Source organism: Streptomyces sp. SA15, assembly GCF_002291145.1.
Taxonomy (GTDB): domain Bacteria; phylum Actinomycetota; class Actinomycetes; order Streptomycetales; family Streptomycetaceae; genus Streptomyces.
The window spans coordinates 11,896-33,399 of record NZ_NTGE01000186.1 but is presented as its reverse complement, the minus strand read 5'-3'; the positions used below and the strand labels follow the sequence as shown (position 1 = coordinate 33,399).

Sequence of the window (21,504 nt, the reverse complement as noted above, 5' to 3'; positions counted from 1 at the left end):
CCCGTGACACTCCGTACGACCCGGGTGGTCTGTCTGGTGCGCCGGCCCGACGGAGAACCGGTCCGCGGTGACTTCGCCGTCGAGGAACGCCCGCTGCCGTCCCTCGGTGAGGGGCAACTGCTCGTCCGCAACCTCTACATGAGCGTCGACCCGTCCATGCGCGGGCGGCTGGAGAGCACCGAGAAGCACTACACGCACAACTTCACGCCCGGATCGCCGCTCGACGGCCGGGCGCTGGGCGTCGTGGAGGAGAGCCGCTGTTCGTCCGTGCCGGCGGGGGCGTATGTACGTCACCAGCTGGGCTGGCGGGAGTGGGCCGTGCTGGACGCCGCGGACACCGACGGCGCCGGCCGCATCGACCCCCAACTCGCCCCGCTCCCCACCTGGTTGGGGTTGCTCGGGCAGACCGGCTTCACCGCGTATGTCGGGCTGGCCCGGATCGCCGCGCTGCGCCCCGGCGACACCGTCTTCGTGTCGGCGGCGGCCGGGGCCGTGGGCAGCGCCGCCGGCCAGTTCGCCCGGCTGCTGGGCGCGGAGCGGGTCGTCGGGACCGCCGGAGGGCCGGACAAGTGCGCCCTGCTGGTGAAGGAGTTCGGCTACGACGCCGCGGCGGACTACCGCACCGAGCCGGTGCGCGAGGCGCTGGCCCGGATGGCGCCCGACGGCATCGATGTCTACTTCGACAACGTGGGCGGGGAGCAACTCGCCGCCGCCCTGCACGCGTTGCGGACCGGCGGCCGGGTCGCCCTGTGCGGCATGATGTCGCAGTTCGGCGGGGACCGGCGGTCCGCCGACATCAACCAGCTGATTCAGGCGGTCCTCAAGCGGCTGACCCTGAGCGGCTTCATCGTCCGCGACCACGACGACCTGCGGCCGGAGTTCGAGCAGCGGGTCGCGAGCTGGCTCGGTTCGGGCCGGATCACCGCCCGTGAGACCGTCGTGGACGGTCTGGAGAACGCCGCGGGGGCGCTGCTGTCCCTGCTGGCGGGCGGCAACGTCGGCAAGATGCTGGTCCGGCTGGGCGATTCCGCGTAAGAGCCTGTGTCACATCTCCGGTCGGATCAGCGCGCGGCGTCTGGTGCGTGCGATCGCAAGGCGCCGGAGCGCCCTCGATGGGGGTGCCCCCGCGCGAGTCGGCGAAGCCGGTTCGAGCGTGGGGGAGGAGCCACGTGGGCGGTTCGGCAACGCGGCTGGGGGTTCCCCCACGCCTTTAAGGCAGTGGGGGAGTGCGTGCCAGACGCCGCGCGCCCGGCCGGAGATGTGACACAGGCTCTAAACCGCGGAGGCTTCGCCGTCAGCGCATGGGGCGTGACTCGGCCACGATGTGGGACTGCAAGGAGACCCCCACCCGGGTCAGCCCGGCCACGGCCGCACGGAAGTCCTTGATGTGCGCGGTGGTGAAGTGGTCGTCGAGGGCCCGCTGGGAGGCCCACCGCTCGTACACGCGGATCCGTCGTTCGTCGCTCGGGTCCGCGGTCATGGCGTAGTCCAGACAGCCCGGCTCCTCTTCGAGGGTCCGGTGCCCCAGTTCGACCAGATGCCCCAGCATCTTGTCGCGGTCGCCCGGCTCGTAGTCCATCCAGCCGGCGACGATGACTTCCTCTGACACGGTGGTCCTCTCCTCGGGTCAAGCCCGCGGGCCCGTCGCCCCTGTCAGCCAGGAACGACGGGCCCGCGGCGGTTTCAGATGACGAGCGCCGCCGGGGCGCTGTCCACGGTGACCGTTCCCTTGTCGCCGTCGATCGTGATCACCATTCCGTCCCGCAGCCGCCGCGTACCGCCCTCGACGGAGATGACGGCCGGAATGCCGAGCTCGCGGCAGACCACGACGGCGTGGCTGTTGAGCGCGCCCACGTCCACGACAGCGGCTCCGGCGACGAGGAACAGCGGGGTCCAGGCCGCGTCCGTGATCGGCGCCACCAGCACCTCGCCCGGCTCCAGCGCCTCGCAGGAGGCCGGGTCGGTGACCACCCGCACCCTGCCGGTGTAGGTGCCGTGGCTGCCGCCGACGCCGCTGAGCACGTCGCCCTCGACGGCGGCCTCGGTGCGTTCCTCGGTGCGCCGCGGCCAGGTGTCGATCTCGGTCTGCGCGTCCTCGGCGACGAAGAACGGCGGTTCCAGCTCGTGCAGGCCGGCGTACTCCGCGAGCCGCTGCGCGATGACAGGGCCGTAGGGCTCCGGGTCGGCGACGTAGTCGTCGAGCTCGGTGTCCAGGAGCATCATGACGTCCTCGGGCTTCGCGAAGCGCCCCGCCTCGACCCCGCGCCGGCCCAGCTCTCGTACCGCCATCCGGATCTCGTTGACGACGGTCACGCAGTTCGCCTTGGTGCGTTCGCGGGCCGGGATCCACACCTGGGCGGCGTGCATACCGGCGTCGAACATCGGCTGCGCGTCCTCGGGCAGTACGGCCCGGACTTCCCGCGCCGTCTGCTCGCGCCGCTCGGTCAGCCGTCGGTGGCGGGCGGCCGGGGAGTCGTCGTCGGCGCTGTGCCGGATCCGGTCGACCAGGGCCAGCGCCTGGACGGGCGCCGCCTCCCAGGACAGCGCGTGGATGTCCCACTCGTTGGGGCCGCGGTCGCCGGACTCGGCCAGGAACTCCTCGAACGCGTCGCGGAACGCCTTCACGTCCCCGGTCGCCCCGTCGAGCGCCCCCTCCACCGCGGCCGTGCCCCGGTCGAACAGCGCGGTCAGCTCGGTGGAAGCCGCCACCTGGCGGGACAGCGTCCACAGCCCGGTCGACGGCGAGGCCGAGTCGACGTCTCCCAGCCCGCCGATGAGGTCGAGCAGGTCGCCGGAACGGTCCACGCTCGCGCACAGCGGGCCGAGGATCGCCGGTCCGACGGACGCGGGCAGCGAGGACTCGACATGCCGCTGGAAGGTCGTCTCCACCTCGTCGAGGAGCGAGCGGGCGTGCGCCACCAGCTCGGCGTCCGACAGCCGCGTCAGGTCGGGCCGCTCGCGGCGGATCCGGCGCAGTCGCTCCCGGTCGGCGTCGGCCTCCGGGAAGGAGGTCTGGCCGAGCATCCGCTGGAGCGTGCCGCCGGCCTTGGCCGTCAGATCGGCGTCCTGGTCCTCGGGGTGCGCCACGTACACCGGGGTGTCGGAGCGCTGGCCGACGAAGGCCGTGTCGATCTGGTCCGCGGTCTGGCCCATACGGATGCCGAACAGCCGCATGTGCGACAGGTTGAGGTAGAAGTAGCCGCCGAACATGCCGACGAACGGCGGCCGCGGACCTGCCACCTCCTCCTCGCGGTAGATGCCGAACCCGACGAAACCGCGACGCCAGCCCTGCAGTCCGCGCCCCCACACCAGGGTCCAGCCCAGCGGGCTCGCCGGCTCCGGAAGGGTCTCGCCCGCGTTGGCCCGGGTGTAGTGCGGCAGCCGCTCACTGCGCTGCCAGTCCGTGATCCAGCTCTTCATGACCGAGGGCCTCCCGCCGTCCGTCCCGGTGCCTACCACTGCGCCGTGCCGCCGTCGACGCTGATCAGCGTGCCCGTGATACCCGCGCCCGCGTCGCTCGCGAGCAGCGAGGCGACGCCGGCGATCTGCTCCACGGTGGTGATCTTCTTGGTGGCGGCGTGCTCCGCGAAGCGGCCCAGCCACTCCTCGTACGAGATGCCCTCCGCCTCGGCCGCGGCCGGCCCCGCGGCCCGCATCAGGTCGGTGTCGACGGCGCCGGGACAGATGGCGTTGCAGGTGATGCCCTGGGTGCCGTACTCGAAGGCGGTCGCCTTGGTCAGGCCGTGGATGGCGTGCTTGTTGGTGATGTAGTGGCTGATCGCGGGCTTGTTGGCCTGCTTGCCCTCGACGGAGGAGATGTTGATGATGCGGCCCCAGCCGCCCGCCAGCATCTTCGGCAGGGCCCGGCGGGTGCCGTAGAAGTAGGCGTTGAGGTTCAGGTTGAGGGCGTTGTGCCAGGCCTCGTCGCTGAGCTCGTGGACGGGGGCGAAGCCCGAGGTGCCGCCCACGTTGTTGACCCAGATGTCGAGTCGGCCGAAGCGCTCCGCGGCGAAGTCCGCGAGGGCTTCGATGTCCTCCTGGCTGTTGGCGTCGCAGGGGTGGAAGGCGGCCCGGTCACCGGCGCCCATCTCCTCCAGGGCCTGCTTGCCCTTGAGTTCCGAACGGCCGCTGATCACGACCGTGGCGCCGTCGGCCAGGAAGGCCTCGGCGATGGCGCGGCCGATGCTGCGCGTGCTGCCCGTGATCACTGCGACTCGTCCGTCGAGGCTGCCCGTAGCCACCATGGTGTTCTCCCGCGAATAGTGTCGGCTCGTCACCTGGCGGCTCTTTCCAGGTGCTGGTGAATGGTGCGGTGGAAGTGCTGTAGTCCGGGCTCGTTGCGCCCGAAGACGAAGTCGGTGCCGCTGAGGGCCTGCAGGCCCTGCTGGACGCCGTAGGTGGTCGCGTAGTCCTCGTCACGGACCACCTCGTAAAACCATTCGCCGAACCGGTCGGCGGCCTGGCGTTCCTCCTCGGTGACCGCCGGTTCCCGCAGCAGGATGATCTGCTGGGTCACCGACTCGGTGGCCGTCCGGGGAAGCACCAGGGAGACGGCGATCTTCTGGCGCCAGCCGCCGGCGATCGCCAGACCGGGGAACAGCCAGTAGATCGGGCCGACGCAGTCGCCGGGATCGCGCTTGTCCGGAGACAGCTCGACCGCCTGCGCGATGGGGCGCAGAGCCGGTGCGAGGCGCTGGTGAGGGCCCCAGGTGTCGTGGGCCATCATGTTGGAGAGGTTCGTCTCGAACACCGTCTTCGGGTGCAGCGAGGCGAAATGGTACGTCTCCAGGTATCCGTCGAGGGTGACCTTCCAGTTGGGACTGGTCAGCTCCTTGGTGGAGTAGTGGTGGCACTCCCCCAGCCGCATCCCCTCGAGGAGCGGCTGCAGATCGCCCAGCCAGGCGTCGAGGTCGTGCTCGGCCGCCGGGTCCAGTGAGACGAAGACGATCCCGGCGCGCTCCCCGGCCGGCAGCCGCACCAGGCTGCGCCCCTCACGGGGCACGTCACCGAAGGTCTTCTCGGCGTACACGCCCCGCAGCTGCCCGGCGAGGTCGTACGACCAGGAGTGATACGGGCAGGTGAGACGCTTGGACACCCCGCAGCCGGGCTCCATGATCTTCGCGCCCCGGTGCCGGCAGGCGTTGATCATCGCGTGTACGGCGCCCTGGCGGTCCCGGGTGATCAGCACTGGCACGCCCAGCACGTCCAGGGCCTTGTAGGTGTTCGGCCCGGGAAGCTCCGCGGACATGGCGAGCGGCAGCGGCACGCTCCGGTGGACGGCGTCCGTCTCCCGTCGCCAGCGGTCGGCGTCGTGGTAGTGGGCGACGGGCTCGGTCCACTGGCCGTCCGCCTCGTGCGTCGTGTTGTCGCGGTAGTGCGTCATCACGCGCTCGACGAGTTCGGCGGCCTCTCGCCGCATCGTCACGGATGCGGCGTCGGTGGAACGGTCCTGGCTGATCCACGAGGAGTACTCGGGGGCCGGGGGCGGCTGACGCCGGGCGTCTGTCTCCGAAGCCTCCGGCGCACTGATCTGGACCACGTTGTCCTCACAATCCTCCCAGCCGCGAGCCGGCGAAGGGCTTCTAACGCGACAGCTGGGCTGTGACGCAAACGACAACAGCACTTAGTGTTGTCTGTCAATAGAAAGTGGTGAAGTTGCCACACGGCGGCCCGCACGCCACCTCGCTTTCCCCGGTGGCCGGAGGCTCGACGGGCCCCGGTCTTTCTGTGAATCCACTCCAGTCACGCGAGCGCGATGGCCGGACCTTCGATGAGTGGTGGTGGCTGGATGAGCGAGGACGCGGCGGCTCCGGCGCACCGGATGCCGACGCACATGACCGAGCCGTTCGAGGCGGGAGTGGTCGTACGTGATCTGGCGCTGATGGAGCACTTCTACCGCGAGGTGCTCGGCTGCCCCGCGGTGCATCGCTCGCGCATACCGGAGTCCATCGGTGCCCCGGCCGGACTGGGCGGCGAGCTCTTGGTCGTCTGGCTGCAGGTGCCCTCCGGCGGGCGCGTCAAGCTGATCCTGCCTCAGGCGCCCCCGGCACCGGCGGAGTCGACCGCGCCGCTGACCGGGCGCCGGGGGCTGTCGTACCTCACCTTCCACCTGGACGATCTGGACCCGGTGGTGGCGGCGCTGACGGCCGCGGGCGCCACGCCCCTGTCGGATCCGGCCGTCGTCCGGGCACGGGGGCGGCGGATCAGCTTCTGGGCGGACCCGGAAGGCAACGCGGTGGAGCTGGTCGACGGGCGCGGCGGCGATCCGGAGCCGGATCGGACAGAGGCGTAGTAATTAGAGAGCCTGTTCAGTAAGGTGCCACCACTGCTACTTACTGTAGACCGACATAACAAAGTCCGATTGCGTGGCACACCTCCCTCGGGCGAAGGGGCGGACGATGGCTCAAAGGGCATCAAGTACATCCAGGTCATCAAGAGCACAGAAGAAGTCGGCCGATCCGGCCGCGAACCAGGCATCCGCGCAGGTCGTCAGGGACCTGCACGAGCGCATGGTGCGCATCCGGCTGTTCGAGACCGAGGCGGGCAAGCTCATGGAGGCCGGCAAGCTTCCGGGCTTCCTGCACCTGTACGTCGGCCAGGAAGCCGTGGCCGCGGGCGTGATGGCGGCACTGCGCGACGACGACCAGATCACCTCGACCCACCGCGGACACGGGCATGCCGTGGCCAAGGGCGTCAGCTTCCGGCACATGTACGCCGAGCTGTACGGCCGGGTCACCGGAGCCTGCCTCGGACGCGGCGGCAGCATGCACATCAACGACCTCAGCCTCGGCATGCTCGGTGCCAACGGCATCGTGGGCGCCGGCGTCCCGATCGCCGTCGGAGCTGCCTTCGCCGCCCAGTACAAGGGCGAGGACAGCGTCGCCGTCACCTTCTTCGGTGACGGCGCCACCAACATCGGCGCCTTCCACGAGGGCGCCAACATGGCCGCCATACTGCGCCTGCCGGTGCTGTTCATCTGCGAGAACAACGGCTACGCCGAGTTCACCCCCCAGTCGAAGCACATGCTGATCACCGATGTCGCCGACCGGGCCGCGGCCTACGGCATGCCCAGCGTGATCGTCGACGGCATGGACGCGGCCGCCGTCCACCAGGCCGCCGCCGAGGCCGTCGCACGCGCCCGGGCCGGCGAGGGTCCGATGATGATCGAGGCCAAGACCTACCGCTTCTACGACCACCAGGGTGTCAAGGGACTGCGCCACCCCTACCGCTCGGACGAGGAGGTCGCCGAGTGGAAGACCCGCGACCCGATCGACCTGCTGGAGGCCCGCGCCCTCGCCGACGGCACCGCCACCCGCGCGGAGCTGGACGACACCTGGCAGCGCACCCGGGACGAGATCGCCGAGGCCATCGCGTACGCCGAGGCCAGCCCGCTGCCCGACACCGCCGACCTGCTGCTCAACGTCTACTCGGGGTGACCGCCATGACCACCATCACCGAAGCACCCGCCGCCGCCCCGGACGCCACGGCCCGGAAACTGACCTACGTCAAAGCGTTCAACGAAGGACTCGCGCAGGCCATGCGGGAGGACGAGAACGTCTTCGTCGCCGGCGAGGACGTCGCCGGATACGGCGGCGTGTTCCGCATGTTCGACAACCTGCTCGACGAGTTCGGCCCCCGACGGATGATCGACACGCCGATCTCCGAGGCCGCCCTGGTCGGCCTCGGCGTGGGCGCCGCGGCCCGGGGTCTGCGACCCGTCGTCGACCTGATGTTCATGGACTTCATCGGCGTCTGTCTGGACCAGATCGTCAACCAGGCCGCCAAGATGAAGTACATGTTCGGCGGCGCCCTCTCGGTGCCGCTCACCATCACCACCGCCTCCGGCGCGGGCCTGGGCGCCGCCGCCCAGCACAGCCAGAGCCTGGAGGCCTGGCTCGCGCATGTGCCCGGCCTCAAGGTCGTCATGCCGTGCGACGCGTACACCGCCAAGGGCCTGACCGTCTCGGCGATCCGGGACGACAACCCGGTCGTCGTCATGCTCAACAAGGTCCTGCTGGGCAGCAAGAGCGAGGTGCCCGAGCCGATCTACGGCATCCCGCTCGGGCAGGCCCACACCGCGCGCCAGGGCTCCGACGTCACCGTCATCGCGCTGGGCCGCATGGTGGGCGAAGCCCTCTCCGCGGCCGAGGAACTCGCCGCGGAGGGCATCGAGATCGAGGTGATCGACCCCCGCACCGTCCAGCCCCTGGACACCGAGACCATGATCGCCTCCGTGCGCCGCACCAACCGGGTCCTCGTGGTGCACGAGGCCGTCACCTTCGGCGGGCTCGGCGGGGAGATCGCCGCCCAGATCCAGGACGCGGCCTTCGACTACCTGGACGCGCCGGTCCTGCGCATCGGCGCTCCCTTCTCTCCGGTGCCGTTCTCCCCGGTGCTGGAGAAGGCCTACGTGCCCGACCAGGCCCGCATCGCGCAGGGCTGCCGCCGACTCCTCGAAAGGTCGTGACGACATGGCGGTCGAGGTTCTGCTGCCGAAGATCGGCCTGACGATGCAGGAGGGCACGATCGACGAGTGGCTGGTGCCGACCGGCACCGCCGTCTCCGAAGGCGACGCGCTGCTGCGGCTGGCCACCGACAAGGTCGACGTCGACGTCGAGGCGGAGGCCGGTGGACTGTTCCACCCCGTGGTCCCTGCCGGGGCCACCGTCCCGGCGGGGGCTCTCATCGGCTGGCTGCTGGCCGACGGCGAGCAGCCACCGGACCCGGCGGGTACGCCGATGCCGGCCGGGCCCGGGTCGAGCGGCGCACCGGCGCCGGAGGCCTCCGGCGCCCTGGTGCCCGCGCCTGGAGGTGCCTCGTCCGCGGGGTCCTCTTCTCACGGGCCGGCGGGCCTCAATGGCAGCGGTGGTCATGACAGCGCCACCGGCGTCCATGGCACGGCGGCTCCGACCGGCGCCAGAGGGCGGCTCCTGGCCTCCCCGAACGCCCGGCGGGTGGCGGCCGAGGCCGGCGTGGACATCACGGCCGTACGCGGCACCGGGCCCGGAGGCCGGATCGTCTCCGAGGACGTGGAGGACTACCTCGCCGCCGCTGCCGCCGCGCCGGGGATCCCGGCGCCCTCCCCGGTGGCACCGGCGCCCTCCGTCCTGCCCGGCGATTCCGTCATCCCCGTCTCGCCCCTGGTCCGCCGGCTGGCGAAGGAGCGGGGCATCGACCTCTCGACGGTACGGGCCACCGGTGCGGGCGGCCGGATCCGCAGATCCGACCTCGACGCCGTCAACGGGACACCGGAACCGGCGGCCGCCCGCCCCGCCCCCCGCCGGGGCACCGCTCCTCAGGCGGGTGATGTCCTCCCGCTCACCGGGATGCGCGGCACCATCGCCCGCCGGATGCACGCCAGCCTCCAGGAGATGGCGCAGCTGACGCACGGCTACGAGGTGCGGATGGACGCGGTCGTGTCCTTGCGGGCCCGGCTCAAGGAGGAATGGGCGGACAGCGACCTGCCGGTGCCCAGCCTCAACGACTTCCTGCTGAAGGCCGCCGCCCTGGCCCTGCGCGAGCACCCGCTGCTCAACGCGACGGTGCGCGAGGACGGCATCCACCTGCTCGGCGCCATCCACCTCGGGTTCGCGGTGGCCGTTCCGGGCGGCCTGATGGTCCCCGTGATCGAGGACGCGGTGGAGTTGCCCCTGCCCGAGATCGCCCGCCGGTCGAGGGCTCTGGCCGAGGCCGCGCGCGAGGGGCGGATCTCCCCGGCCCAGCTGGAAGGAGCCACCTTCGCCGTCACCTCGCTGGGCGGATACGGCGTCGACTTCTTCACCCCCGTGATCAACCCCGGCAACGTCGCCATCCTCGGCGTGGGCAGGCTCAGGGACGGTGTCGAGTGGGTGGACGACCGGCCGTCGCGGACGCAGGTGCTCACCCTGAGCCTGACCTTCGACCACCGTGCCGTCGACGGGGCGCCTGCGGCCGAGTATCTGCGCACGGTCGGTGAGTTGCTGGGCAAACCGCTCCGGCTGCTGGTCTGACCTCCTGGTGGAAGGGCTATTCGGCCGCCGGGTCGGCGATCCGCTCGGCGAGGCGGCCGACCTCGCGGACGAACGAGCGGTGTCCGAGGGAGCGGTAGACGTCGTCCCCGCGGACCTGCGAGATCGCCGCGGTCTCCAGCAGCGACAGCAGGCCCAGGGCGATGACCGCCGCCTCCGCGTCGGAGACCGACTCACGGGCCCTGCGGGTCAGCCGTACCAGTTCCTCCAGCAACTGCGTCCGGCTCTCGTGGCGCAGCGCCTCCGCCTCCTGGCTCATGCCGGCCGAGGACGTGAAGAACACGGTGGCGGCGGACCGGTGTTCGCCCAGCCAGGCCACCAGGGCGGTGACGGCCGGTCCGACGGGCGAGCCGGGCGCGTGGGCCTCCGTGAGCGCATGCAGCTCTTCGCGCAGCGCGGTGGCGAACACCCGCATGCCCTCCACGAGCACCTTGTCCTTGGAGGAGAAGTGGTAGTAGACCGCTGCCGAGGTCATCTCCGCACGGGCGGCGATGTCGGCCACCGTCACCTCGTCCGGCGACTGGGTGGCGAACAGCTCCGTGGCCGCTTCGACCACCCACTGCTTGCGCGAGGGACGGTGCGCGGCGCGGGCTCCGGATGTCGTCATGGTGTCAAGTATGCAGGGGTCCGCGTCCTCTGACAGCACACGGGTACCAGGAATTACGCCGTCCACCTGGCGGAGTTACTGGATAGCATGGTCAGTGGACAAGGCCCACAGACGCGGGTTCACGCCAGCCGCCAGGGAGCATGATGGCCACCACGCAGAACGGCAAGCAGCCCGCCCACCGACCCTCGCGCCGGCAGCACATCATCACCGCCGCCGTGCGGGTGTTCGGACGCAACGGATTCGCGGAGACCAGCATCCAGGACATCGCGGACGAGGCCCAGGTGGTCCCCACGGCCGTCTACTACCACTTCGACGGCAAGGAGGAGCTGCTCGAACTCGCCATGCGGCGGGTCTTCGACCAGCTGAACGCGGTGGTGGAGGCGGCCCGCCCGGAGTCCGAACCAGGCAGTGCGGAGGGTCTGCTGCGGGTCATCGACGCAGTGTGGGACTGGTTCGAGCAGAACCCGGAAGAGGCCCGGCTGTACCAGGTGCAGATCGCCTCGGCCAACGGCAATGTCAAGGTGTTGCGGGACGAGTTCGAGCAGCGGCACATCCAACGGGCGTACGACTACCTGCCGGAGGGCACCACGCGCAGTCCCCGGGCGGCCAAGTCACGGCACGCGGCGCAGGCGCTCGCGGTCCGCACGCTGACCAGTATGAACATTCTGGTCACCGCGCTGCGAGCGGAGGGCGGGCCGCTGTCCCAGCTGCCCCCACGGTCCGTGCAGGAGGCGGTCAGGTCGCTGGCGCTGCGGATCGTCGCCGCCGAGCAGAAGCCGACCACCGCGTCCACCTGAGGCGGTTCACCAGGGCAGTGGCTCGCGTTCGGCGAACAGCCCGCCCGTCGTGCCGTCGCCCTCGGGCAGGGTCGCCAGCCAGACCGGGGTGTCCGCGCCGGTCTCCGGACCGCGCGGCGCGGACGGACCGCCCATGCCGCTGCGCGTCCAGCCCGGATCGGCGGCGTTGACCAGGACGCCGGTGCCCGCCAGTTCGGCCGCGAGCATACGGGTCAGGGCGTTGAGGGCGGTCTTGGAGATCCGGTAGGCCGGGTGGCGGCCGGAGTCCATCAGCGCGAGCGAACCGTAGGAACTGGTGACGTTGACCACCCGTCCGTAGCCGGCCTCCACCATGCCCGGCACGACGGCTTCCGCCATGCGCCAGGCACCGGTGAGGTTCGTGTCCAGGGTCGTGCGCAGGATCTCCTCGTCGAGGTACGGGGGCCGTAGATCGCCGTCGAGGGACAGGCCCGCGTTGTTCACCAGGACGTCGATCCCGCCGGTCAGCTCCCCGGCCTCCCGGACCGCTTCGGTGACGCTCTTCGCGGAGGTCACGTCCAGGGCCAGCGGCAGCGCCGCCGGACCGATGGAGCGGCACGCCTCTTCGGCCGCCTCGAGTCTTCGCGCCCCGACCAGGACCCGTAGCCCCTGGTCCGCGAGCTGTCGGCATATCTCCACGCCGATTCCGCGCGCTCCGCCGGTGACCAGTGCGGTTCTGTTGCCGTGCCCCATGGTGTGCCCGCCTCCTTTCAAACCGTCGGCACCGATGTCAGACCGTCAGCACCGAGCAGGCGCTGATCCCGGGCGCCCCATAGACGTGGGTGAAGCCGACCCGGGGAGCTCCGGGCACCTGCGCTCCCGGTGCCCGGCCCTGCAACTGCCGTACGACCTCGTGGAACTGGCGCAGCCCCGAGGCGCCGACGGGCTCACCGCCGGCCAGGCAGCCGCCGTCGGTGTTGACGGGGATCCGGCCCGTGGGGTCGGTGTCCCCGCCGGCCAGCAGTTCCTCCTGCTCGCCGTGGCCGCACAGGCCGGTCTCGGCCAGGTGGATCAGTTCCGATCCGCTGTCGGTGTCCTGCAACTGGGCGACCTGTACGTCCGCGGGCCGTAGACCCGCGGCGCGGAAGACCGCCTCCGCGGCGTCGACGCTCGGGCTGCGGTGCGGTCCGGGCGGCAGCCAGGGCGAGAACACCTCGAACGAGCCGAACCGCCGGGTCCGGAAGGCCAGCGAGGCCAGCTTGACCGGCCGTTCGCACAGGTCGAAGGCACGATCACCGAGTGCCAGCACCAGCGCGACCGCGCCCTGTCCGGGCGAGCAGAACATGTACTGGGTGAGGGGCGGGCTGACCTCGGCGGAGTCGAGGATCTCCTGTTCCGTCAGCGGTTTGCGCCGCCAGGCCAGGGGGTGCTGTGAGCCGTTGCGGAAGGCCCGCGCGGCCACCCTCGCCAGCGCCAGTTCGGAGATCCCGTGCTCGTGCAGGTACCGCTGGGTCTTCAGGGCGAAGAACTGGGTGGTGAGCATCATGCCGGTCTCGGCGTACCAGTCGGGCAGTCCGTAGCGGGCCGCGGAGACGTTGAAGGCGCCCCGCTCGTGCTTGTCGAAGCCCACGGCCAGCCCGAGCGACGCCTCGCCGGCGCGCAGTGCGTTGGCCACCGCGAGAACCGACGAGGCACCGGTCGCGCAGCCGTTCTGCACGTTGACGAACGGGACACCGGTCAGGCCGAGACGGCTCACCAGCGTGTCGGGCTTGCCGGACACGTCGGAGCCGCCCGCCGCGTACCCGATGTCCTCCCATGCCGTGCCCGCGTCGGCCAGGGCCTCGCGTACCGCGCGCTCGGCCATGTCCATCCCGGTGACCGTCTCGTCGCGGCCGAAGGGGTGCATGCCACAGCCGACGACATAGATCTCGTCGGACCTCGCCCTGGTCATCGGTCCTCTTCCGGGTCCGGGCGGAACGCGAAGGTCAGCACTTCGGTCCCGTCCTCGTCGTGGTAGGCGGTCACCGTGGTGAGCCGGACCGGAAGCCCGATCCGTATCTCGGCGCGGTGAACCTCCAGCCGCGCCTCGACCAGCACCTCCCCGAGGTCGACATAGCCCACGTGGTACGGCTGGTAGCCCCCGGTCGGCGGCCGGTACGGAGACTTGGGCCGGAACGCCTGCAGCGTCCACGACCACACCCGCCCGTTCACCGGCAACACGTGCGCGGACATGGCTCCGTCGGAGCACTTGGGGCACGAGTCCTGCCGGGGGAAGACCACGGTGGCGCACCCGGAGCAGCGCGCACCCGTGAGCCGCGGTGGATGCACGCTCTCGAACAGGTCCTCGTCGATGAGTCTGGTGATCATGGCGTCCTGCCCTTGTCTGCGCGGTCGTCGTGCGGTCGTGCTGTGCCCGCGGGCGAAGTCACCAGCCCAGGAGTCCGGCCAGCCGTTCCCGGTGATGCGCGGCGCCACCCAGCAGGACGGCGTCGGACTGGGCGCGACGGAAGTAGAGGTGGGCGTCGTGCTCCCACGTGAAGCCCATGCCGCCGTGCAGTTGGACGCACTCGGCGGCGACGAACACGAACGCCTCGCCGCACCACGCCTGCGCCACCGCCGCCGCTTCGGCCAATGTCCCGGGCGAGTCGGCCGCCAGTACCGCTCGCACCACCGCCGACCGCGCGGCTTCGACCTGGAGCAGCATGTCGGCACAGGTGTGTTTGATCGCCTGGAAGCCGCCGATGGCCCTGCCGAACTGTGTGCGGTCGCGTACATGGGCCACCGTCATGTCCAACGCGGCCTGCGCGCCGCCGAGTTGCTCGGCGGCCAGGGCCACCAGGGCGACGTCCAGGGCGCGGCTCACGATGTCCGCCCCCTCGCCCCCGGCGGTCAGCGGCCGGGCTCGGGCGCCGGAGAAGGAGACAACCGCCTGTCCGCGGCTGAGGTCCAGGGTGGGCACCCGGCGGACCGTCACCCCGGGCTCGCGCGGGTCGGCGAGGAAGAGATCAAGGCCGTCGGCTCCGGTAGCGGTGACGACCAGACCTTCGGCGTCGGCACCGTCCAGCACGAACGGGGCGGTGCCGTCCAGCAGTGGGACGCCGCCCCGCCAGGTGACAGCCACCGGTACGGCGTCCGGCCGCCACACCCCGTCGGGCGCCGCCACCGCCAAGGCGTGCACCTTGCCCTCGGCCAGCTCCGCCAGGGCCCGGTCGGCCGTGCCGCAACCGGCCAGGACCTGCCCGGCCAGCACGGTGGAGGACAACAGCGGCACCGGCGTCAGTGTCCGGCCCAGCTCCTCGCAGACCGCCGCGATCTCGGCGAGGCCGCCGATGCCTCCGGCCGCCTCGGGCAGACCGAGGGCCGCGAGCCCGACCTGCCTGCCGAGGGTGTCCCACAACTTGGCGTCGACACCCGGGGAATGCTCGGACAGACGACGTACCGCGGCGGTGCCGCCGGCGTCGGCGCACACCGACCGTACGGTCTCGCGCAGGTCGTCCAGTTCGGCGTCCGACAGGGCCGTGCCATCGGTCACGGTGCTCGTCATCGTACGCTCCCGCTCTCGTCGTGCCGTTCCCGCACGGCACTGTGCGCCGCCGCCATCCGCGCGACCGGCACACGGTGCGCGGAGCAGGAGACGTAGTCGAGGCCCAGTTCGTCGCAGAAGGCGATGGACTCCGGGTCTCCGCCGTGCTCACCGCACACGCCCAGCTTGATGTCGGGGCGTACGCTCCGTGCCCGCTCCACCGCCAGGGCGATCAGCGCGCCCACCCCGTGCGGATCGAGCCGGGCGAACGGGCTGGCCTTCAGGAACCCGCGTTCCTGGTACGAGGCGAGCACCTGGCGCTCGACGTCGTCCCGGGAGAATCCGTAGGTGAGCTGGGTGAGGTCGTTGGTGCCGAAGGAGAAGAACTCGGCGTGTTCGGCGAGTTCGCCGGCCAGCAGCGCGGCCCGCGGTGTCTCGATCATCGTGCCGAGCCGGTACGGGACCTCCACGCCGGTGCGGGCGGCGACCGCCTCGGCGGCACCCCGGACGTACGCGGCAGCGGCGGCGAGTTCCTCCGGCAGGCTGACGAGCGGGATCATCACTTCGAGCTGGGGGCGGACTCCCGTGGCGGCGACATCGGCCCAGGCGGTGAAGAGCGCCTCGGCCTGCGCCGGGTAGAGCCGCTCGTGCAGCAGCGCCAGGCGCACGCCGCGCAGCCCAAGCATCGGATTCGCTTCGCGCAGTGCGGCGGCCCGCTGCTCCTCGGCGGCGTCCCGGGCCTCCCCGCCGGCGGGCAGGAACTCGTGCAGGGGGGCGTCCAGCAGGCGTACGGTCACCGGCCGGTGCCCGACCGCGGTCAGCAGGGCCTTGAAGTCCTCGTGCTGGGCCTGTTCCAGTGCCGACAGCGCCTCGTCGCGGGCCGCGGCGTCGGCGGCCAGGATCACCCGGCGGATCAGCGGCAGCCGGTCGCCGAGGAACTGGTGCTCCGTACGGCACAGCCCCACGCCCTCCGCGCCCAGGGCGACGGCGGTGCTCACCTCCGCGGCGGTGTCGGCGTTGGCCCGCACGCCCAGCCGGCGCATGCCGTCCGCCCACTCCAGCAGGGTGGACAGTTCGGGCGGCGGTCCGGCGACACTGACGCTCAGCGTCCCCGCGTAGACGGCTCCGGTACGGCCGTCCAGCGAGACGGCATCGCCCTCGCGCAGCACCCGGTCCCCGATCCGTACGGTGCCGGCGACCCGGTCGGCGCGCAGTCCCTCGGCGCCGCACACGGCGGGCTTGCCCGCACCCCGCGCCACCACGGCGGCGTGCGAGGCGATGCCGCCGCTGCCGGTGAGTACGGCGACGGCGGCCAGCATCCCGGGGACGTCGGCCGGAGTCGTCTCATGGGCCACGAGCACGACCTGCGTGCCGTCCGCGGCCAGTTCGAGGGCACGTTCGCTCGACAGGACGATCGCGCCGGTCGCCGCCCCCGGGGAGGCGGGCAGTCCCTTCACCAGGAGCTGCTCGCCGCCGGTCAGCCGGAGCTGGGGGTGCAGCAGTTCCTGCACCTGGGCGGGGCTGATCCGCCGTACGGCCTCTTCCCGGTCGATTGCCCCGTCGCGGGCCAGGTCCACGGCGAGACATACCGAGGCGCGCAAGGGCGGGCGCTGCTGCGCCGAGGCGGCGAGCAGGGAGATCTCGTCGTCGCGCACCTCGAAGTCGACCGACACCGGAGCGTGCAGATGGCGTTCGAGGGTGAGCAGCGAGTGCTCCAGCAGCGCCGCCGCGCCCGCGAGACGGTCCAGCGGTTCACTGGTGTGCGGCGGTGGCGCGCTGCGGCGCACACCGCGGAAGAAGGAGCCCTGGGGAGCGAAGCGGCCGGTCTCGGGGTGGCGGCTGACCGCGGTGCCGTAACCCGAGTGGTCCGCCGGGCCGATGCGCAGCGCCTGCACGTGCAAGGCGATGCCCAGATCGGCGGGGAGTCGCTGGGACCGGCGGGATCTTCGCGCGCGGGGTGAGTCCCACCGCCCGAGGACCGCTCGGGCGGCCAGCGCGAGCTGCTCCGCCGGGTCGTCGGGGAAGGGCCGGGAGGCGTGCCGGGCGACCAGGGACAGCAGCGCCTCGACCCGCGCTCGTGGCTCGGGTGTGTCGAGGAGGGCGTCGTCGAGCAGCGAGCCCGGTACGTCGAGGGCGTACTCGGCGATCATCCGCACGGTGGCGGCCCATACCTCGTACAGCGCCTCTTCGCGCCCGATGACGGCGCACAGATCGCCGGCGTTCGCCGGAGTGACGCCGAGACAGGCGAGGTCGGGTGGCAGCCCGGCGATCTCGGTCGGCGCGCTCGCCGCCAGGCGCAGCAGCAGCGGCCGGCCCGCCTCGCCGATCCGGCGCCCCGCCAGCTGTTCGACCAGTTCTACGGCGGCCCGGGCGGTGCCGGGTTCGCACAGCGACGCGGCGTCACCGGCGGGGACGGTGACTCCTGGGACCACCGGCAGGCCGAGGGCCACCAGCTCGTCCATCGCCATGCCGTGCGTACCCAGCTCGTCGGCGTCGAGTCCACGGATCCGTCCCTGGCCGTACGGCACCAGGATCCGGCCGGGGGTTGTCGGCTGTACGAGGGCGTCGGGGATCTCCGACGGCGTGAGTCGGCCCGCTTCGCGGTCGGTGACGCTCAACCCCGGCTCCTGGTGACCAGTTCCTCTTCGAGCGCCTCGTCCTGTGCCCTGCTGATCCCCAGAACCAGCAGCAGCTCCTGGTGCAGCCGCATCCACACGGTGTGGTACGAGTCGCACAGGGGCGAGGCCAGCCACTCCACCGCGCCGTCGTCGAAGCGGTCGAGGGCTTCCTCCAGGGCCGTGACATAACGCCCGCTGCCCGAGGGCAGCCCGTCCAGCCTGCGCAGCACGGGCTGGATGGCCTCGTGCACGTCCTCCAGCGACTCGCGCACCCCGGCGTCGTAGACACTGTCGCTGTGGTCGTTGACCGTGCCGTCGGGCCGGCACTGCCAGGCCGTGCACACCTCGCGCAGCTTCCGGTTGACGGGCAGGAAGGCCTCGTAGGCGGCGTTGATCCGCTGCTCCTGTTCGGAACCGGCGGCGACCCGCAGGATCCGGGACGCGGCCGCCCTGGCGGGCTCGGTCGGCAGCACCATCGGGCCCTTCACCATCGCCAGCCCGGCATCGACCAGCGGGCGGTGGTCGGACTCGGGCCTGCCGCGCCACATCCCACGCAGAACGAGGTCGACAACGGCTTCGGTGAGAGCCTCGTCTTCGATGAGGGCCTCGTCGAGAGCGTCCGTCCGGCCCACGGCAGGAGATTGCATCGCCACACCATTTCCCCGGTTCTGTTGCCCGGTTCCTCAGTTCTGTGTTGCCCGGAGGTTACGCTCCGGCGGAGGTGTTAGTGAAGAGGTAATCAAGAAACACTTTGCGGAGCGTTCGGCAGGGACGGGCCGCTGCCCGCCCTCCTACGCACCCGGGCGGTGAGGAACGCCGTCATCCGCGCCTGCGCCTCACCGCTCCCCGCCAGGCCTGCGATGAGCCGCGCCTCCTCGTCGAGGTGACGGCTCAGCCCCTCCCCCGCACCTTGGTCACGCAGCAGGCGCTTCGCGGCGCGCAGCGCCTCGCCCGCCCCGCCCGCCAGTTCGGCGGCGGTCCGGTAGGCGGTCTCGTCCACTTCGTCGTCCCCGACGGCCCGGGTGACCAGGCCGAACCGCTCGGCGTCCTCGCCCGTGAGGACCCGGTTGGTGAGGACCAGGTCCGTCGCCAGACGGGGGCCCACCAGGCGCGGCAGGAGCCAGGTGGCCCCGCAGTCCGGGGTGAGCCCCATCGCCGTGTACGCCAGCCGGAAGCGCGCCGACTGTGCGGCCAGGACGATGTCGCCGACCAGGGCGAGACCGATTCCGCCGCCCGCTGCCGCGCCGCGTACGGCGGTCACCACGGGCACGGGCAGCTCGTACAGAGCCCGCACCGCGGCGTGTGCGGCGGTCGCCACGGCGTGCACGTAGGCGCCCGTCTCCTCGCCCCGGCCGGCGAAGGCGCGCAGGTCACCGCCCACGCAGAAGGTGGCGCCGGCCGCCCGCAGCAGGACCGCGCCGCCCGGGTCGGCGGCCACCTCGGCGGTCGCGTCGCGCAGCGCCTCGGCCGTCGGGAGGTCCAGGGCGTTGCCTCTTCCGGGGTCGTCCAGCCTCAGCTCGACGACTGCGTCGGGATGGCGGACGACCCGGACCGGCTTCGTGCTCATGGGGGTCTTCTTCCGTCGTCGAGGCCCGCTCCGGTTCGAGCGCACCTCGGACCAAGCGCTTCACACATCGAGCGCCACCCAGCAAGATACTGAAGACGCTGTACAGTTTCTAGAACGCGACGGGCGCCGATGCCCGGAGCTCTTCGGCGGGAGGAACCGTGCCCATCCAGTTCGACATCGATCCGCCTGTCGCCCGACTCGCCGCGGCCACCGCGGAGTTCGTGCGCGAGGTCGTGATCCCGGCGGAACGCGAGTGCGGCGGGTCCGTGCACGACGCTCCGGAGACCCTGCGCGAAACTCTGCAGAAAGGCGCCCGCGAGGCAGGCGTGTTCGCGCCGCATGTGCCGGCGCGGTGGGGCGGGCACGGGCTCGACCTGCGCGGGCAGGCGGTGGTGTTCGAGGCCGCCGGGTACTCGCTGCTGGGTCCGCTGGCGCTGAACTGCGCGGCCCCGGACGAGGGCAATATGCATCTGCTGGAGAAGGTGGCCACGGAGGAGCAGAAGGACCGGTTCCTGCGGCCGCTCGCCGCCGGCGAGGTGCGGTCCTGCTTCGCGATGACCGAACCGGCTCCGGGAGCCGGCGCCGACCCCCGCTCCCTGCGGACCACCGCGACGCGGGTCCCCGGCGGGTGGCGCATCGACGGGCGCAAGTGGTTCATCAGCGGGGCCCATGGCGCCGGCTTCGCGATCGTCATGGCCCGCACATCCGGCAGTCCCGGCGCCCCGGGCGGCGCCACCATGTTCCTGGTCGACGCCGACACACCGGGCATGCGCGTCGTCCGGGACATCGAGACCCTGGACGAGGGGCTCTTCGCGGGACACAGCGAACTCGCCTTCGAGGAGTGCGTGGTGGGCGAGGACCGGGTGCTCGGTGCCGTGGACCGGGGCTTCGAGAACGCCCAGGTCCGGCTCGGCCCCGCCCGTATGACCCACTGCATGCGCTGGCTGGGAGCCGCCCGTCGCGCCCAGGACGTCGCCCTGGAGCGGGCGGGCAGCCGGACGGCTTTCGGCTCCGTGCTGGGAGACCTCGGCATGGTGCAGCAGATGCTGGCCGACTCCGAGATCGACATCGAGGCGAGCCGCGCCCTGATCCTGCGCACCGCCTGGGAGCTGGACACCGGCTCGGCCGCCGCCCCGCAGCTCACCTCGGTGTCCAAGACCTTCGTGGCGGAGGCGGTGAACCGGGTGGTCGACCGGGCGGTGCAGATCTGCGGAGCGCTCGGCATCTCGGCCGCCGACGCCCCGCTGGCGCGCCTGCTCCGGGAGGTACGGCCGTTCCGGATCTACGACGGCCCCTCGGAGACGCACCGGTTCGCCATCGCGCGCCGCGCGGTGAAGCCGTACCGGCAGCCCCGTCCGGAGGCCGCCGCCGACTCGTGACAGCATCGGCTCCTGCGCGGCCTCCCTTATGGGGAGGCCCTGTCGGAACCGATCTCGGAAGGCGAGGCGGCGTAAACGACCGCGATCCGGGGTGGAAGAGCCTGCCCAGCGCCGTCATCGCGGATGTGGTCGAAACGGAGCCGCTCTCCGGAGGTGCGGTCAACGACGTCTGGCGGCTGACGCTCACCGACGGGACCAGACGGGTCCTCAAGGGCTCCGCCCGAGTGCCGGCCGACCTCTTCGCCCTCGAAGCGGAGGGCCTGCGTGCCCTCCGTGACCAGGGGAAGCTCCGAACGCCCCGGGTGCTGGAGGTGAGTTCCCGTCACCTCCTCCTGGAGTCACTGGAAGCCCGCCCCGACACCGACGGCTTCTGGGAGGCGGCCGGCCGGGCCGTGGCACGGCTGCACACGGTACGGGGGGACCGGTCCGGCTGGCACACCAACGGATGGCTCGGCCTCCTCCGCCAGGAGAACGCGTGGACCGACAGCGGCCACGCGTTCTCGCCGAGCGCAGAATCCTTCGCTACGTCCGGGAACCCAAGGTCCGGCAGGCCTTGGAGGCGGCGGATCTGGCAGGCCTGGAGCGCTTCTGCGACCGCTTGCACTTGTTGGTCCCGGAGGCTCCGAGCGTGCTGAACCACGGCGATCTGTGGCGCGGCGACGTCGTGGCGGACTCCGACGGCGACCCCGCGTTCATCGACCCGGCGGTCTGCTGGATGTGGGCGGAATCCGAACTCAGCATGCTGTACTGCACCGACCCGCCTCCGGACTGCTTCTTCGGCGCCTATCAGGAGATCTCGCCCCTCGCCGACGGCTGGCAGGAGCGCATGCCCCTGCTGAACCTGCGCGAACTCCTCAGCGTGGTCGCGCACTTCGGCGCGGTGGGCGACCACGTGGCACGGATCCGCGAGATCGTACGGGCATTTTCCTGACCGCTTCCCGACCGCTTCGCGACCGCACAGCGCGACCGCGGCCCGATGCGAGTCCTTCCCGGGGTATTGACGCGCCCCTCACCCGCTGTCATTGTTTCCGCCACATAGACATCTGAT

20 protein-coding genes and 1 pseudogene are annotated in these 21,504 nt (G+C 71.8%); 9 read left to right on the top strand and 12 right to left on the bottom strand.

Annotated elements, in window-relative coordinates:
* The first annotated feature begins 3 nt into the window (after positions 1–3).
* The gene (locus CLM62_RS39540; protein ID WP_095754708.1) at positions 4–1,035 is read left to right on the top strand and encodes an NADP-dependent oxidoreductase; all 1,032 of its coding nucleotides are present in this window, start codon (positions 4–6) and stop codon (positions 1,033–1,035) included.
* A gap of 259 nt (positions 1,036–1,294) precedes the next feature.
* Here the strand turns inward: CLM62_RS39540 and CLM62_RS39535 are convergent, their stop codons facing one another.
* From CLM62_RS39535 to CLM62_RS39520, 4 genes are all read right to left on the bottom strand, one after another.
* Positions 1,295–1,609 carry a putative quinol monooxygenase gene (locus tag CLM62_RS39535; RefSeq protein WP_095754707.1) on the bottom strand — a complete coding sequence of 105 codons (315 nt, stop codon included), beginning with the start codon at positions 1,607–1,609 and terminating at the stop codon, positions 1,295–1,297.
* Positions 1,610–1,683: 74 nt separating this feature from the next.
* Positions 1,684–3,420: a PEP-utilizing enzyme gene (locus CLM62_RS39530; protein WP_095754706.1), complete on the bottom strand. Its 1,737-nt coding sequence runs from the start codon at positions 3,418–3,420 to the stop codon at positions 1,684–1,686.
* A 32-nt stretch (positions 3,421–3,452) separates the two neighbouring features.
* Entirely contained in the window at positions 3,453–4,277 is an 825-nt protein-coding gene (locus CLM62_RS39525; protein WP_257004353.1) for an SDR family NAD(P)-dependent oxidoreductase, read from the bottom strand.
* Entirely contained in the window at positions 4,274–5,539 is a 1,266-nt protein-coding gene (locus tag CLM62_RS39520) for an aromatic ring-hydroxylating dioxygenase subunit alpha (RefSeq protein WP_095754704.1), read from the bottom strand. Before CLM62_RS39520 ends, CLM62_RS39525 begins: the two co-directional genes overlap by 4 nt.
* A 249-nt stretch (positions 5,540–5,788) precedes the next feature.
* Here CLM62_RS39520 and CLM62_RS39515 point away from each other — a divergent pair, with 249 nt between their 5' ends.
* The 4 genes from CLM62_RS39515 (at position 5,789) to CLM62_RS39500 (ending at position 9,989) form a co-directional block, all read left to right on the top strand.
* Entirely contained in the window at positions 5,789–6,292 is a 504-nt protein-coding gene (locus CLM62_RS39515; protein WP_257004352.1) for a VOC family protein, read from the top strand.
* A 106-nt stretch (positions 6,293–6,398) separates the two neighbouring features.
* On the top strand, positions 6,399–7,436 hold the full coding sequence (locus CLM62_RS39510) for a thiamine pyrophosphate-dependent dehydrogenase E1 component subunit alpha (protein WP_257004351.1): 1,038 nt from the start codon (positions 6,399–6,401) through the stop codon (positions 7,434–7,436).
* A gap of 5 nt (positions 7,437–7,441) precedes the next feature.
* A complete protein-coding gene (locus CLM62_RS39505) occupies positions 7,442–8,467 on the top strand; it encodes an alpha-ketoacid dehydrogenase subunit beta (RefSeq protein WP_095754702.1) in 1,026 nt (341 codons plus the stop codon).
* Between the two features lie 4 nt (positions 8,468–8,471).
* Positions 8,472–9,989 carry a 2-oxo acid dehydrogenase subunit E2 gene (locus CLM62_RS39500; RefSeq protein WP_095754701.1) on the top strand — a complete coding sequence of 506 codons (1,518 nt, stop codon included), beginning with the start codon at positions 8,472–8,474 and terminating at the stop codon, positions 9,987–9,989.
* 16 nt (positions 9,990–10,005) lie between these two features.
* Here the strand turns inward: CLM62_RS39500 and CLM62_RS39495 are convergent, their stop codons facing one another.
* Positions 10,006–10,614 (bottom strand): TetR/AcrR family transcriptional regulator, encoded by a 609-nt coding sequence (locus CLM62_RS39495; RefSeq protein WP_095754700.1) that lies wholly within the window; start codon positions 10,612–10,614, stop codon positions 10,006–10,008.
* 143 nt (positions 10,615–10,757) lie between these two features.
* Here CLM62_RS39495 and CLM62_RS39490 point away from each other — a divergent pair, with 143 nt between their 5' ends.
* Positions 10,758–11,411, top strand: a complete 654-nt coding sequence (locus tag CLM62_RS39490) for a TetR/AcrR family transcriptional regulator (RefSeq protein ID WP_257004350.1) — start codon at positions 10,758–10,760, stop codon at positions 11,409–11,411.
* 6 nt (positions 11,412–11,417) lie between these two features.
* On the opposite strand, the gene CLM62_RS39485 is transcribed toward CLM62_RS39490, so the two are convergent.
* From CLM62_RS39485 to CLM62_RS39455, 7 genes are all read right to left on the bottom strand, one after another.
* Positions 11,418–12,122, bottom strand: coding sequence for an SDR family NAD(P)-dependent oxidoreductase (locus CLM62_RS39485; protein ID WP_095754698.1), 705 nt, complete (start codon positions 12,120–12,122; stop codon positions 11,418–11,420).
* A 37-nt stretch (positions 12,123–12,159) separates the two neighbouring features.
* On the bottom strand, positions 12,160–13,320 hold the full coding sequence (locus CLM62_RS39480; RefSeq protein WP_095754697.1) for a thiolase family protein: 1,161 nt from the start codon (positions 13,318–13,320) through the stop codon (positions 12,160–12,162).
* Positions 13,317–13,736, bottom strand: a complete 420-nt coding sequence (locus CLM62_RS39475) for a Zn-ribbon domain-containing OB-fold protein (protein ID WP_095754696.1) — start codon at positions 13,734–13,736, stop codon at positions 13,317–13,319. The genes CLM62_RS39480 and CLM62_RS39475 overlap by 4 nt, the downstream gene beginning before the upstream one ends.
* A 58-nt stretch (positions 13,737–13,794) precedes the next feature.
* Positions 13,795–14,913 carry an acyl-CoA dehydrogenase family protein gene (locus CLM62_RS39470; RefSeq protein WP_095754695.1) on the bottom strand — a complete coding sequence of 373 codons (1,119 nt, stop codon included), beginning with the start codon at positions 14,911–14,913 and terminating at the stop codon, positions 13,795–13,797.
* Entirely contained in the window at positions 14,910–17,510 is a 2,601-nt protein-coding gene (locus CLM62_RS39465) for a putative PEP-binding protein (protein WP_257004348.1), read from the bottom strand. The genes CLM62_RS39470 and CLM62_RS39465 overlap by 4 nt, the downstream gene beginning before the upstream one ends.
* A complete protein-coding gene (locus CLM62_RS39460; RefSeq protein WP_095754694.1) occupies positions 17,507–18,157 on the bottom strand; it encodes a hypothetical protein in 651 nt (216 codons plus the stop codon). Before CLM62_RS39460 ends, CLM62_RS39465 begins: the two co-directional genes overlap by 4 nt.
* A 92-nt stretch (positions 18,158–18,249) precedes the next feature.
* Positions 18,250–19,077, bottom strand: coding sequence for an enoyl-CoA hydratase/isomerase family protein (locus CLM62_RS39455; RefSeq protein WP_095754693.1), 828 nt, complete (start codon positions 19,075–19,077; stop codon positions 18,250–18,252).
* Between the two features lie 158 nt (positions 19,078–19,235).
* Here CLM62_RS39455 and CLM62_RS39450 point away from each other — a divergent pair, with 158 nt between their 5' ends.
* From CLM62_RS39450 to CLM62_RS52365, 3 genes and pseudogenes are all read left to right on the top strand, one after another.
* Entirely contained in the window at positions 19,236–20,456 is a 1,221-nt protein-coding gene (locus CLM62_RS39450; RefSeq protein ID WP_095754692.1) for an acyl-CoA dehydrogenase family protein, read from the top strand.
* A pseudogene (locus CLM62_RS53305) lies at positions 20,453–20,896 on the top strand (fructosamine kinase family protein); the annotation flags it as partial. The gene CLM62_RS39450 and the pseudogene CLM62_RS53305, both read left to right, overlap by 4 nt.
* A 5-nt stretch (positions 20,897–20,901) precedes the next feature.
* The gene (locus tag CLM62_RS52365; RefSeq protein WP_373559232.1) at positions 20,902–21,387 is read left to right on the top strand and encodes a fructosamine kinase family protein; all 486 of its coding nucleotides are present in this window, start codon (positions 20,902–20,904) and stop codon (positions 21,385–21,387) included.
* Positions 21,388–21,504: the final 117 nt, after the last annotated feature.